The sequence below is a fragment of the Pseudomonas sp. yb_2 genome, from assembly GCF_043103905.1.
Classification (GTDB): Bacteria; Pseudomonadota; Gammaproteobacteria; order Pseudomonadales; family Pseudomonadaceae; genus Aquipseudomonas; species Aquipseudomonas alloputida.
In genome coordinates, this window is sequence record NZ_JBICKH010000073.1 from 245602 (window position 1) to 258324 (window position 12723).

The 12723-nt window shown below is 57.2% G+C and carries 13 protein-coding genes and 1 pseudogene; 6 read left to right on the plus strand and 8 right to left on the minus strand.

From position 1 onward, the window contains the following. Nucleotides 1–528: 528 nt before the first annotated feature. A complete protein-coding gene (locus ACF8FB_RS19535; protein ID WP_003248365.1) occupies nt 529–1080 on the minus strand; it encodes a hypothetical protein in 552 nt (183 codons plus the stop codon). A 210-nt stretch (nt 1081–1290) separates the two neighbouring features. Between ACF8FB_RS19535 and ACF8FB_RS19540 the strand changes: the two are divergent. After that, nucleotides 1291–2019: pseudogene (locus tag ACF8FB_RS19540) on the plus strand (ADP-ribosylglycohydrolase family protein); the annotation flags it as partial. A 279-nt stretch (nt 2020–2298) separates the two neighbouring features. Here ACF8FB_RS19540 and ACF8FB_RS19545 read toward each other — a convergent pair. The 7 genes from ACF8FB_RS19545 to ACF8FB_RS19575 all read right to left on the minus strand — a co-directional run bounded on the left by ACF8FB_RS19545 (nt 2299) and on the right by ACF8FB_RS19575 (nt 6086). Then, on the minus strand, nt 2299–2562 hold the full coding sequence (locus ACF8FB_RS19545; RefSeq protein ID WP_392510677.1) for a hypothetical protein: 264 nt from the start codon (nt 2560–2562) through the stop codon (nt 2299–2301). A gap of 217 nt (nt 2563–2779) precedes the next feature. Further along, nucleotides 2780–3091 carry a hypothetical protein gene (locus tag ACF8FB_RS19550; RefSeq protein ID WP_392510678.1) on the minus strand — a complete coding sequence of 104 codons (312 nt, stop codon included), beginning with the start codon at nt 3089–3091 and terminating at the stop codon, nt 2780–2782. Nucleotides 3092–3117: 26 nt separating this feature from the next. Further along, on the minus strand, nt 3118–3426 hold the full coding sequence (locus ACF8FB_RS19555) for a hypothetical protein (protein WP_350297818.1): 309 nt from the start codon (nt 3424–3426) through the stop codon (nt 3118–3120). An 89-nt stretch (nt 3427–3515) separates the two neighbouring features. Next, the gene (locus ACF8FB_RS19560) at nt 3516–3812 is read right to left on the minus strand and encodes an immunity protein Tsi6 family protein (RefSeq protein WP_350297819.1); all 297 of its coding nucleotides are present in this window, start codon (nt 3810–3812) and stop codon (nt 3516–3518) included. Continuing rightward, nucleotides 3809–4279 carry a polymorphic toxin type 46 domain-containing protein gene (locus ACF8FB_RS19565; RefSeq protein WP_350297820.1) on the minus strand — a complete coding sequence of 157 codons (471 nt, stop codon included), beginning with the start codon at nt 4277–4279 and terminating at the stop codon, nt 3809–3811. Before ACF8FB_RS19565 ends, ACF8FB_RS19560 begins: the two co-directional genes overlap by 4 nt. A gap of 26 nt (nt 4280–4305) precedes the next feature. Continuing rightward, complete coding sequence (locus tag ACF8FB_RS19570; protein ID WP_003248386.1) at nt 4306–4617, minus strand: hypothetical protein; 312 nt, start codon at nt 4615–4617, stop codon at nt 4306–4308. An 8-nt stretch (nt 4618–4625) separates the two neighbouring features. Further along, a complete protein-coding gene (locus ACF8FB_RS19575; RefSeq protein WP_392511699.1) occupies nt 4626–6086 on the minus strand; it encodes a DUF6861 domain-containing protein in 1461 nt (486 codons plus the stop codon). A gap of 124 nt (nt 6087–6210) precedes the next feature. On the opposite strand from ACF8FB_RS19575, the gene ACF8FB_RS19580 reads away from it, so the two are divergent. The 5 genes from ACF8FB_RS19580 to ACF8FB_RS19600 all read left to right on the plus strand — a co-directional run. Continuing rightward, nucleotides 6211–6447, plus strand: a complete 237-nt coding sequence (locus ACF8FB_RS19580) for a hypothetical protein (RefSeq protein WP_350297821.1) — start codon at nt 6211–6213, stop codon at nt 6445–6447. A gap of 351 nt (nt 6448–6798) precedes the next feature. Further along, entirely contained in the window at nt 6799–8652 is a 1854-nt protein-coding gene (locus ACF8FB_RS19585) for a type VI secretion system tip protein VgrG (protein WP_392511695.1), read from the plus strand. A gap of 116 nt (nt 8653–8768) precedes the next feature. Then, the gene (locus ACF8FB_RS19590; RefSeq protein WP_392511696.1) at nt 8769–9248 is read left to right on the plus strand and encodes a hypothetical protein; all 480 of its coding nucleotides are present in this window, start codon (nt 8769–8771) and stop codon (nt 9246–9248) included. 41 nt (nt 9249–9289) lie between these two features. Continuing rightward, the gene (locus tag ACF8FB_RS19595) at nt 9290–9751 is read left to right on the plus strand and encodes a DcrB-related protein (protein WP_014861443.1); all 462 of its coding nucleotides are present in this window, start codon (nt 9290–9292) and stop codon (nt 9749–9751) included. Nucleotides 9752–9754: 3 nt separating this feature from the next. Continuing rightward, nucleotides 9755–12723 (plus strand): DUF6531 domain-containing protein (locus ACF8FB_RS19600; RefSeq protein ID WP_392511697.1); only part of this gene is annotated, 2969 nt, incomplete at its 3' end.

Below are 12723 nucleotides of genomic sequence, written 5' to 3' on the forward strand. Positions count from 1 at the left end.
TGCGCAATAATGGCGCTGTGATATTGACAGAGTGTCTTGGGCGCAGGAGATGGGGGCTCAAGCCCTAAAGACTGGGTACGAAAGGGGCTGGAAAGCGATGAAAATCGTTGGCAAAAGTTTTTTCAAAAAGTGAATCAGTTCTCATTTTGTGCGCCGGCCGCCTGTGCGTTGCGGGATGGGGGCGCGTGTCAGGATGATGGCAATGCGACGAGTTTCGTCGCGCCCGGCGGGGTAACTGTATTGTTCAAAACCTGATAGCTAGCGCGATGCTCGTAGGAGCGGGTTTACCCGCGAATAGGCCGGACCTGCCGGCCAATATCCTTGATCATTCACCGTCGCAGCCGCCACCGCATTCGCGGGCAAGCCCGCTCCTACATCGACCGGTGGTGTCGCCACGTTGTAGGAGCTGGTTTACCCGCGAATAGGCCGGACCTGCCGGCCACTATCCCTGGTCATTCACCGTCACAGCCGCCACCGCATTCGCGGGCAGCCTGCCCGCGAACACCGGCGCAGCCGGTTTCATCCAACTCAACGACCATCGACCTGTACGCAAACGTCTCTGCCATCGATTGCCTTGCATGGCCAATTGTCGTTGATGTAATGATCCGGCTTGAAGCACACCCGTTCATCGTTGACCCAGAACATCTGCCAACCGGAGCCCGAGATCCTGAGCTTCGGGCACGACCAGTAGTCCTTTGCCGAAAGCGTGGCTGTGGTCAGCGCAATCATTGTCGGAGCAACGATAACCATCAGCACAACTGTCAGTTGCAGCGAGCGTAGCTGGAACCCATGCAGCCAAGAGGTTTTTGGTGGGTCAAACTTTCGACCGGTCCATGCGGCGATCAGGCTGGCAACGATCAGGCAAGGCCCCAGGGGAATGAATGCAATCATGAAGAAAGCTTTGAGTGGTGTTTCCACGACCGGCGCATTACGGTAGATCCGGCCGTAGAGGGGCACGATATCTGTCCATAAGGCGTACACCGCCAGTGCTCCCATGGCGAGCATGGACAGCATCAGACCGATGGCCGTAAGCCGGAAAAGAATAGGGGACCTTACGTAGAGTTCGGGATGGTCTTTCATGTGTGCCTGAGCATTCCCTGGCTGCCGCGGATCAAACCGGCATGGCTGAACAACAGGTTCAGCACGTTATCACAGGACCAGGCACTGGACCTTTGCCGATACCATGGTGCGCTGGTACCGGCAGGGTGAAAACCGCGTCAACGGCCGTTGCTTCGACATCGGCAATGTCACCCGCGCAGCCTTGGAAGGCTGAGAGGCCCAGGGGGCCTGAAGTTCGATTACGCCACCTACACTGATGCCTTGGTCCGCTGGTACCGGCGCGGGGAAAACAGTGCCAACGGTCGTTGTTTCGATATCGGCAATGCCACGCGCAATGCCCTTGAAGGCTGGCTGTGCGAGGGTATTACCTGGCAAGGCAACTATGACCCCTCGACGGCTGGCAATGGCTCCATCATCCGCCTTGCGCCTACGGCAATCTTCCGCCGGCACTCGCTGTCGGCAAGCTGGTGGGAAAGCGTCACGCAAAGCAGCGTGACCCAAAACGCCGACGAGGCAGTGAACTGCTGTCAGCTGTTTGCGGCACAGCTGCATCTGGCGCTCAATGGTGCAGACAAGGAGGAGGCCCTGGCCCCAGCGGTGCGTTCGTTGCGGCCTCGCCCGATGATCATCAATGCGGGCGAGTACAAGCAAAAGAGCCGCGAACAGATCCGCTCCTCCGGCTACGTCATCGATACCTTGGAAGCGGCACTGTGGGCCGTATGGAACACCGACAACTTCAAGGACGCGATCCTCCTGGCCGCCAACCTTGCCGATGATGCCGACAGTGTCGCGGCCACCGCCGGCCAGTTGGCGGGTGCGCTGTACGGCGTGTCCGGCATGCCGCCGGAGTGGGTGGAGAAGGTTGCGTGGTCGCAACATATCCAGGAACTGGCAGCCAAGCTCTTCGATCTCTCGCCGCAGCATGATGAACTGGACGCATTGCTTTATGGCCAGCCTTGACGGTTCGGGCAGAAACTGTGAAGTACGCCACGAATCGAAACCAGAGGAACGCTTCGCGACACGTACCTGAGGCAGGAGCCGTATGCGGTAGTTCCGCACGTACGGATCTGTGCGGGGGGCTGCGAATCTTCTGCTTGAGTGTTTCGGTGTTCATGGTCAGTCCTGATTGGGGTAAGGGACTGCACCACTTCACCGCAGCGTGAGATGGCACCACTCATTTGTTGGTAGGGTCAAACGGTCATGCAGTGTCGGATTTCGTCAGCATTTATCTATGTGGCACTAGATGGCCGTGCCCCGATTTTTTTCCGGTTTGATGATTAATAATTCATCAAGTTGTCTTTTGCGGCATTTTATCACGAAAGCCAGCGCCGCATCAGGGTCATCCATTAAGGCATCAAATGTAGCTGGAGCAATGGCGTAATACTCTTCGTAGTCAACCATGCCGTTGCTGACGGGGAACGAAACGTAATACTGACTAGCGTCTTCTTCGATGCCGATTGAGTACATGTGCTGACGATTGATGAAAAGATCTTTGAATTTCATAGGGGGCCTTCAAAAAAGGGGAGCGGTATTGAACCTCTTGGCGGCAATACCCGCCGCGTCTATGACGACTTCACTGTTGCCGTCAGGTAGCTTGCCACCAGGGATCCAGAATTCGTTAGCACCGGCTTCATTTCCCGATGGGAATCCGTAGATTCAACTGCTTCGGATCAGGTATGTCTACCGGGACCAGTGCATTGGTATCAAGGAAATTCTCAGGTTAGCCAAGGGCTTGCTCCAACGCGCGCTTGTCACCTGCTGTCTTGGCAAGTCGTTCGGTTGCTTCGTGGCCTAGCATGATGAACGACGTACCATCTCTCTGTGCGATGCCGTATTTCTCAAAGTTGGTCTGGGTCATGAAGCGTGAGGCGCCATTTTGGAATTGGGCCAAGTGTTGCGCGACATAAACTGGATCTGGATAGGTGGTGGGGGTCTGGCCTTTCGCCTTTGGCGATCGCAAGAATATCCTCTTCGGTGAATCCAGGTTTGTATTTGGGTTTTGGCGGCTCAACAGCCTTCTGCGATAGCTCACGAGAGCGTTCGTTGGCAAGTAGTGGTTCAGTCTCTGCACGCCTGGCGCGCCTTGAGCTTGTGCAGGGTAGGGGACTCGCCCCCGGACAGCTCGATACGAAACTCGGCGAAGGCGTGCTCGAGATCGGCATACTGCTGCAGCCCTTCTTCGGTGAACAGATAGCTTCCGGGGATGTCACGCCATTCCATCGGGGTGCGGATCCGCTGCTGCTTTGCCGCGTTCAACAAGAGCGTCCGCTCTACACTCAACTTCATGGCGGCCGGGTCGTGTGACTTCAGCCGGTCAATGATGACACGCAGCGCTATCGTTTTTTGCCGGAGTGCGTAAATGTCCATCGTGGCTCAGCCTGCTGGGTGTAGGGTTTATAGCTTTCGTCAGTGACTGCGCTCGATGTTCAGTGGCTGGCCTGATCGAACGTCGGCAATCAATCGGGCAGTTGAAATTTGAGGCCACGAGCCGATTGGATGGCTACGTAATAGGCGTCTTTCAGTGCTCTGGCCAACTCGGGGTCATTTTCTTCGAATTCTTTCGAGGCAATGGCACCGATACTGAGTTGGTGGAGTTTCGATTTATCTTGCTCACGCCCTTCGAACACGGCTTTCACATAGTCAAGTTGGTTTAGTAGCATCCCATAAATGGGGTAAGCGGGACAGGCCTTGTTCCGCTGCGCGGTGATGTCGATAGCCTTCTGTACATAGCCGAGGGGGGTTGTGGGTTTCATAATGCCCTTGGTGTTATCAGTTTGAAGAGCTCGCGTTGGCCAGAGGTGATCTGCCGAGCACCGCCAATGGCGTTATAGGGTGGGGAAGGAACGGACCAGGTATCCAGTACCGGTGCCGAGGTGCTCCTCAGCAGCGTGACCTTCTCAGTGCTCTGGTAGACGTTCCCGATCTTGGGCACGATGGTTTTCGTTTTGTAGATCTGGCCAAGCGGGTTGATCCCCAGTTGCCCTGGCACCACGTCAGGGGTAGGAGAGTACCACATGCCTTGCCGGCCGCCGGGCACCTGGAATTGCCAAAGTGTCTTGCCCCGGTTGATTGTTTCCGTGAAGACTGGTTGAGTGAAGCCCAAGCCGTTCATGTAGCCTTCGTAATCGGCAGACTTATAGCCCTGTGGCTTGAAGAAGTCGGCAGCAGTATCCTGGTTACCTCGTATATTGGTGTCCTGCCAAGTTGCACGTTCGAGCAAGCTTATTGTATGTGCTCCATCTTTTTCTAATCGTGATTTTTATTTTTGGCTTGGAATTTCTTAAAGGAACTCCACTCCTCTCCATCAATCAATGCCATGTAAAATTCTGCAAATAACTGACTGAGATTACGATCGTCCTGTAAGTTGGTTTCCGGTAAGTAGCGGTAACCAGGTATGTCTCTAGCCTCCATGGGGGCATGAATTTTTCCATTTTCAGCTTTTAATAAGAGGCCGCGTAGGGTGTTGAGCATCAGCTTCGCATCGGAATTTTGATCTTCGAGAGCCTCAAGTTTTTCACGAAGCGCTGTAGCGGTAGCCTTCAGTGTATGCGTGTTCATTGTCTATCCTAGTTATCAATAGTGCCTATGAGCTTGGTGGCCGACCACTCATTACGGTTAGGGATAAGATATTGAAGTGCGCCACCCACCCTGTCAATGTTACCTCCAAATTCGGTGGTAGGCGCGATCTTGCTGACAAAAACCTCTGTTGGTTTAAGTGGCGTCATTTCAAAAATTGAATATTTTGTAGCCTCACTGCCCAGCGGTAACCCTAGGCTATCAGCCAGGGTTCGGCTTCCCTGCGCAGCAGACTGCAGCTCCTCCATAGTGGTGAAAAATGGAGAGTAACGGCTTGCCTCTTGTCCCACTGGCACGATTTTCACGAGGGGCGAATCTATGATGGACAGTTTTGGAGTGTTACTGCCCGAGCCTATCTGGGAGATGGCTCGGCTGAAAATGTCCATGTCTGATGCTTTGGGGTCTGCGGCACGTAGCTTTTGCAGATATAGCTCACCATCAGGGGTGTCGAGATACTCATTAATCTGTTTGTTGCTAAGGCCTCGGGGTGCAAAAGTCTCTGCATATTTTAGTTGTTGATCGTGCGCTACAAAGTCAGGGTCCTGTTTCGCATAAAATTCTCGCAAGCTCTTTGGCTCGACCTGGCTGATGGGAGATGGTTCTTTAACTTGCAACTCCGGCTGCGCCAACAGCTTCTGCTCATTCTTCGCCAACCAGGCGGCCAGTTGCTTGTTGGACATTTCCGCCTGCAGCCGGGCACTGCGTATGGCGGGCGTTTCCATATTCCTCTGAATGCCCGCCTTTATCTGCCCGCGGGTCAGGTAGGTTACAATGGCCGTCAGCAGCAGCAACACCAGTTGCTCCTGGCCGCGGGCCAGTTGGCGCGCCGCACGCTCGACACGCTCCTGGGCCTGCGCCGCGGAACCGCCGCTCGGGTCCAGGCCAGCGGGCTTGAGGCCATCCTCGGCGAACCAGGCCGTGGCCATGCCTTGCTGAAGGTTCGACAGGCAGGCCGGCAGGCCCTGATAAAAATACTCGGCGATGGCGGACAGCCCCAGGCCCATGAGGATCAGGTTGCCGACCTGCAGGCCAATGCCGGCGCCGGCCACCGCGCCCGGCGCCGCGCCGACGCCAAAGGCGAACGCCCCGGCCACGCCACCGGCGAGCGAGCCAACCGCCACACTGCCACCGAGGATCATCGACACCTCTTTGACCAGTTGCAGCAGCACCGGTAGGATTTGCTCGATACCTATCGAGGACCACTTGCGCTTGAGGTTGTCCTGAATGATCGGGTAGGACAGGGCCATGGCCTGGCGTACGTTGTCGATACGCTGGCCACCGAGGTAGCCATAGGCCTGGTTGGCGCCATTGCTCACTCGCCGGCTGAAACCGTCCCAGGCCTCATGGGCGCTGTTCAGGCCGCTGTCGACGCTCTGGTTGAGCTCGCTGAATTTCTGCTCGAGATTGCGTTCGATGTCTCCCCAACTGGGGATGTTGGCTAAAAGATCCATTTTCGCTTCACTGTCCATGGAAGTGGCGGCGCTCGGCGGCGAGCGCAGCATGTCGCTTCAGACCTCAGGATGGGGGCGAAGTCCGGCGGAGAGCCCATTGTTCTCATGACAGGCGTGCGCGGCAATGATGGCAATTGAGCATCGCTGCACGGCTTTGTGGCTGACCGCATCCCGCAAGTGCCATTACGGCCGCGTTCGCGATGGCCATTTGGCGGAATTGGCCAGTGGCAAAAAATTTGAACCAATCCACGTTATGAAACATTTTTCTCCGCCAGTGGAGTTGATGCGTCAGGTAGCGAGACAGTTCGAGTGGGAGCTGTCAGGCATGGGCGCTGATCGATACCTCAAAAACCTTCTGTGACGGGCCATTCGGCGATTGCCGGGGGCGCTTCCGGGCGCCAGTGAGGAAGATGAAGAATGGCGATATGACATTGCCTTGCAGGGCGGTATTGCCCGGTTTTCCTAGGCCTGTAGTGAGTTGACAGGGCAGCTTTTGCCGGTGTTTCCTTTGGGCCTTTCTGCCTGCCTGGCATTCGAGAATGTGAACTCTGTCGCATTTATTTCAATGCATGATGGCACTTTCCTTTCTGCAGGCAGTCGCATGATTCCGCAAGCACGCGCGTTATGCGCGCATGCAGAATACGCCCGCAAGATCAGGGTTGCAGCTGAGCATCGCAAGCGCGTGCTGGCCGTGTTTTCAAGGAGATTTCGCATGATCATGGACTTGGCCTCCGCGCTGCTGTCGCCACAGAACCGCCGCCTGTTCAAGTTTCACAACCTGGCCAACCCCGAGCAGGAGCTGCTGCTGGAAACCTTCAAGGGCACCGAAGCCCTGTCGCGGGCGTTCAACTACGAACTGCTGCTGGTCTGCGAAGACTCCGGCGTGCCGCTCAAATCCATGATGGGCCAGCACGTCAGCATCGAGATCGAACTGGCCGAAGGCGGCCCGCGGTACATAACCGGCTACCTCACACGCTTTGCCAGCATCGGCAGCGACGGCGGAATGGCGCGCTATACCGCTACCCTCAACCCTTGGTTCTCGATGCTGAAGAACCGCTTCGACACGCGGATCTTCCAGGGCAACACGGTCGAGGAAGTGGTCACCGAAGTGTTCGCCCTATGCCCGGCGTTTTCCCGCCACGAGTTTCGCCTGACCCGGCCACAGAAGCGCTACACCTACATCACCCAGTACCGCGAAACCGACTTCAACTTCGTCCAGCGCCTGCTGGAGGAAGAGGGGATGTTCTACTACTTCGAGCACACCGCCGAAGGCCACACCATGATCATCTGCGATGACTCCAGCACGCTGGTGGCCATCCCCGAGCAACCGCAAATCCGCTTCCACAGCGCCTCGGTCACCGAGACCGCCGACTCCATTACCCAGTGGAGCGGCAACCGTCAACTGCAATCCGGCAAGATGGCCACGCAAACCTTTGACTACCGCCAACCGAACAACCGCCTGCCGGTGGCGCTGAACAGTGTGAACAATCAGGGCGATGTCGAGAACTTCGAGATCTACGACTTCCCCGGCCAGTACACCCACGGTACCTATGACGAAGGCGAAACCCTGCTGCGCCTGCGCATTGAGGCGCTGGAGCTGCGCGGCAAAAAGTTTGAAGGCGCCAGCAACTGCCGGGCCATGAAGCCGGGCTACACCTTCGAACTGCTGCAGCACTACATCCACGACCAGGGGCCGGTAGAAGACCGTCAGTTCCTGCTGATGAGCGTGGAAAGCGAAGGCCACAACAACTACCTTACCGGCCAGCAGGCCAGCTACTTCAACACCTTCAGTTGCGTGCGCAAGAAGATCCCGTTCCGCCCGCAGCTGAGTACGCCCAAACCGACCATTGCCGGCCCGCAGACCGCGATCATCGTCGGCCCACCGGGTGAGGAGATCTTCACCGACGAACTGGGCCGGGTGAAAATCCAGTTCCACTGGGACCGCAATGGCAAGTACAACGACCACAGCTCGTGCTGGGTACGTGTCGCCCAATCCGGTGCCAGCGGTGGCTTCGGTAGCATCCAGATTCCGCGCGTAGGCGACGAAGTGGTGGTGGTGTTCCTGGACGGCAACCCGGACCGGCCGCTGATCATGGGCAGCCTGTACAACAGCACCAACACCCCGCCATGGTCACTGCCGGCGAACAAGACCCAGAGTGGGTTCCTGACGCGGTCGATGAAGGGCGACGGCGGTACCGCCAACTTCTTCCGCTTCGAGGACAAGGCCGGCGCCGAGCAGATCATCATGCATGCCGAGCGCAACATGGATACCGAGATCGAGCTGGATGAGACCCATGATGTGGGGAATAACCGCGTAATCAAGGTAGGCGGAACCCATTCTGAGGTCATCAAGAAAGACACGCTGGTAAATGTCACGGAAGGTAGTTACACGTTGAAGGTGGACAACAACCTCATTCAGGTGAGCGCCATGGAGAGCATTTTGCTTGAGGTCGGCACCAGCAAGATCACGATCAAGCCAAACAAAATCACCATCGAAGCAGACAGCATCGACATTCTTGGCAAGAACACCTTTGTCAAAGGTGACCGTGTCGATATCAACGAATAAGGCACCGTGTGATGGTCAGAGCAAACATTTACGACAGGCTTTCGCAGCGGCGGGAAGCCGCCGAGGCAGCGGCTCGGCAGCAGGCAGAGGAGGCACGCCGCGCAGCGGATTGTGCAGTGGAGCGTGCTCCGCCGCCATCGGTGCTGCCACTGAACGCCGAGCAGAACGCCTTGCACATCGCGGGCTTGAACCTGCAAATGCCCGAGAACTTCGCTTTTCGCGATATTGATACCACGCTGGAATTCGCCGGTTGCCATGTGCAATTCAGTGTTCGCCGCCGCAATGCGCCCGAAAGCCTTGAACTTAGCGATGCAGTCGAGCTGTTTACCAGGAAGTTGCGCGAACGCCACACCGACATGACCGTCGTGCGCCAAGCTGAATCCATATTGGCCGGCCACTCGGCGATCAGCCTCGACTATCAGTTCAGCGCTGGGCAAGAGCGACGTCATGGTCGCGCCGTGTGCACGATTATCGTATCCGCCGATGGCAATGGACGGCAGTGGTTGAACATGTCTACGGTAATCGACCCAGACAAGTCGCAGTTGGCCAACTGGCTGATCGAATTCGACGCCATGCTCGCTGGTATGACCGCGTAGTAAAGCGCAAATTTCTCACGTTTTCATGGAACATACATTAAATGGACTATCAGCTGCAGGAAGGGTCTATCACATTGCCGGAAGGCTTCCAGGATCGGACAGTCAACATGTTCATCCTTGGCAACAGTATCCCTGCGCCCCTGAATATCACCGTTTCGCGTGACAATCTGCTGTCCGGCGAAGACCTGGGAGCATATATCGAGCGCCAGGTAAAGCTGATTGCATCTAAATTGCGCGGCTACACCATTCTGGGCAAGAAGCCTGCACAACTTTCGTCCAGCCAGCCCCAGGCCGGTATTCAGGTTGATGGTTATTACCTCAAAGACGGTAGACCTATTTATCAACGCCAGGCGGCATTCGAGATTGCGCCTGGGCGCATTCTGGTTTTCTCCACTACCAGCCAGGCCGACTTCAGCGGCAAGCAGAACGACAGTTGGCTAGAGTTGTTGGGCAGCTTCGAGCCTCGCCAAGCCCCTGCCACAGAAAATACAACGCAGGGTTGACCTATGTTCGAAGCCGCGCGGCTGCATGACGAGATTGAACACACCAGTGCCTTGGCAGGGTTTCTTGCGGGTGCGGTGATTGGCTTGGCGATCGCTACAGCGGCTGCCTTTACCCTCTGTACCGCCGGGCTGGGTGGTTTTTTGCTGGCAGCAGTCATTGGCATTGGTGCAGGCATGCTGCCGATGCTTGGCGAGAAGCTAGGATCAATGTTCAGTTCACCGGCTGGGCAGATAGAGCTTGCCGGTTGTTCGCCGGATGTGTTCATCAACAACCGCAATGCAGCTCACGCGACATTAAGTACTGCGAAGTGCGACAAACATCCTGCGCCTGTTTTGGTTGCAGAAGGCTCGTCTAACGTATTCATCAATGGTGTCGCCGCATCACGCAAAGGTGACAAACTGACTTGCGGGGCCAAGATTTCCGGCGGCTCGAACAATGTCTTCATTGGCGGCGGCACTGAGCGCTACCTGCCCGTCGATGAAGAAGTGCCGGAATGGCTACGCGTCACGGTCGATATCTTGATGATTGTTGCGTCTATGGGGCGATCAGTGGCTTCGGTTGGTCGCTTGGGGCTGCAGGCCGGTCTCAAGGCTGCTGGCCCGTGCGCGCTTCAAATTGGTGCCACCGTTGCAGCAAGCTACCTCGCCGGGCGCTTCATCATCGGCCCCGCAGTGGAGCGGGCCATTGGTGGCTTGATCGGCAATCCTGTGGACATGACCAACGGCCGCAAGATTCTGCCCAACGAGACAGACTTCGTTCTGCCAGGGTTGATGCCTATCGAATGGTCTCGCTTCTATGCCAGTGACCTCACCGTAGCGAGTGTTCTAGGGCAGGGGTGGATACTGCCTTGGGAGCAGAGCCTGCGTCGTAGCGGTGGTTTTGTCTATCACACGGACAATCAAGGCCGCAGCGTTCCGTTCATCGACCTGGAACCGGGCGAAAGCATCTACAACCCTCATGAGCGCATCCACCTCGTGCGCACCGAGGGTGGGCATTACATCCTGCAGACGCTCGACAACGTCTTCTTTTACTTTGGCGAAGTGCCGAATGACAATACAGGCGTCCCTTTGCAGCGCCTGGAAAATGCGCTGGGCCACTATCTCCACTTCACTCGCAGTGCTGACGGCTGCCTGACGGATATCACTGCGCCAGGTGCCGTGCGTGTCCACTTGCACTACGACAATCCGCTCGGTCGCCTCACCGAGGTCAAGCGGGTGGTCGGTGAGAGCGCCGTCGAAACGCTGGTGCATTACCGGTACGACGATAACGGCCAGCTCACTGAAGTGATCAACCGCAATGGCGATTCGGTCCGCCATTTCGGTTATGCCGAAAATCTCATGACCCGCCACAGCAATGCCCTGGGCCTGCTCTGTGATTACCGCTGGGAAACCTACGAGGGAAAACCGCGCGTTGTCGAGCACTGGACCAGCGACGGCGAGCACTACCACTTCCGTTACGACTTCGCCCAGCGCACCAGCTGGGCGACGGATGTGCTGGGCCGCGAACTGGAAATCCAGTACAACGAGGACAATCGGGTCATCGCTAGCCGCGATTTTGGCGGCGAGCGATATGGCATGGACTTCGACGCTTCCGGCAATCTCGTAGGCATCAAGCTGCCCGATGGCAATCGCCTCGCACTGAAGTACGACGAATTCTCCCGGCTGATCGAGGAAACCGACCCGCTGGGCCGCAAGATCAGCTACAAGCACCACCTTGCCACGCCACTGATCACCGAAACCCGCTTCCCGGACGGCAGCATGTGGCAGTCGCGTTACGATGACAAAGGCAACCTCATCACCGAAATCGACCCGCTGGGCCACAAAACCCAATACCTCAACAGCGACGACGGCCTGCCGCATACCATCATCGATGCCAACTTCAAGTCCAAGTACCTGTGGTGGAACGCCTACGCTCAGGTCGAGCGCTTCGACGACTGCTCGGGCAAAAGTACCCGCTACCGCTACGATGATCGCCAGCACCTGATAGCCGTGACCGATGCGCTGAACCAGACCACGTCGCTGGAGCGCAAACCCGACGGCGAAGTGCTGCGCATCAACCACCCGGACGGCACTACGGAAACCTTCACCTACAACACCCTTGGTCAGGTACTGAGCCACACCGACGGCAAAGGCCAGACCACCCGTTTGCAGCGTACCTCGCGCGGGCTGCCAAGCAGCCGCCAGGACGCCAAGGGTGAGTGGATCCGCTATGAGTACGACAAGGCCCTGCGCCTGACCGCACTGGTCAACGAGAACAGCGCGGCCTACTGCTTTGCCTATGACGCGTCGGACCGGCTAAGCGAGGAAGTGCGGGTGGACAACCTGACCCGGCGTTTCAGCTACAACGTCGGTGGCCATCTCACACGACTGGATGAAATTGGCTATGGCGAGAATGCCGAACGGCCCGAGCGCCATACGCTGTTCGAACGTGATGCCATTGGTCGCCTGACCGCCAAACTGAATAGCGACGCACAACAGCGATTCACCTATGACGACGGTGACCGTTTGCTGAGCATCGAGCGGCAACCGAGCGGGATCGGCAAGCAGCTTGGGATCACGGAAGAAAAGCTGGAATACACCTACGATCTGCTCGGCCGGCTGAGCAAAGAAATCAGCCCTGACGGCACGCTCGGCTACGAGTACGACCCGCTCAGCAACCTGACCACGCTGACCCTGCCGGATGGGCGTAAGGTCAATCACCTGTATTACGGCAGTGGCCACCTGCACCAGCTGAACCTGGATGGTCAGGTGATCAGCGACATGGAGCGCGATGACCTGCACCGCGAGGTGTACCGGACCCAGGGCAAGCTCACCAGTTGCTTCGGTTATGACGCCATGGGGCGCAAGGCCTGGCAGTTTGCCTCGACCTTGCCGGCCGACAAGCTTTCGCAGGTGCACAACACCGGCATCAATACCTCGTTGCTGGTCGAGCACGCCTACAACCCGATCCACCGCCGTTACCAGTACGACCC

What these genes read in the sequence shown, in the direction of transcription:
- ACF8FB_RS19555 (WP_350297818.1), bottom strand. Translation starts at nt 3,426, where the DNA reads ATGGACATTTACGCACTCCGGCAAAAAACGATAGCGCTGCGTGTCATC.
- ACF8FB_RS19585 (WP_392511695.1), top strand. Translation starts at nt 6,799, where the DNA reads ATGATCATGGACTTGGCCTCCGCGCTGCTGTCGCCACAGAACCGCCGC.
- ACF8FB_RS19580 (WP_350297821.1), top strand. Translation starts at nt 6,211, where the DNA reads ATGATGGCAATTGAGCATCGCTGCACGGCTTTGTGGCTGACCGCATCC.
- ACF8FB_RS19595 (WP_014861443.1), top strand. Translation starts at nt 9,290, where the DNA reads ATGGACTATCAGCTGCAGGAAGGGTCTATCACATTGCCGGAAGGCTTC.
- ACF8FB_RS19535 (WP_003248365.1), bottom strand. Translation starts at nt 1,080, where the DNA reads ATGAAAGACCATCCCGAACTCTACGTAAGGTCCCCTATTCTTTTCCGG.
- ACF8FB_RS19545 (WP_392510677.1), bottom strand. Translation starts at nt 2,562, where the DNA reads ATGAAATTCAAAGATCTTTTCATCAATCGTCAGCACATGTACTCAATC.
- ACF8FB_RS19560 (WP_350297819.1), bottom strand. Translation starts at nt 3,812, where the DNA reads ATGAAACCCACAACCCCCCTCGGCTATGTACAGAAGGCTATCGACATC.
- ACF8FB_RS19570 (WP_003248386.1), bottom strand. Translation starts at nt 4,617, where the DNA reads ATGAACACGCATACACTGAAGGCTACCGCTACAGCGCTTCGTGAAAAA.
- ACF8FB_RS19575 (WP_392511699.1), bottom strand. Translation starts at nt 6,086, where the DNA reads ATGGATCTTTTAGCCAACATCCCCAGTTGGGGAGACATCGAACGCAAT.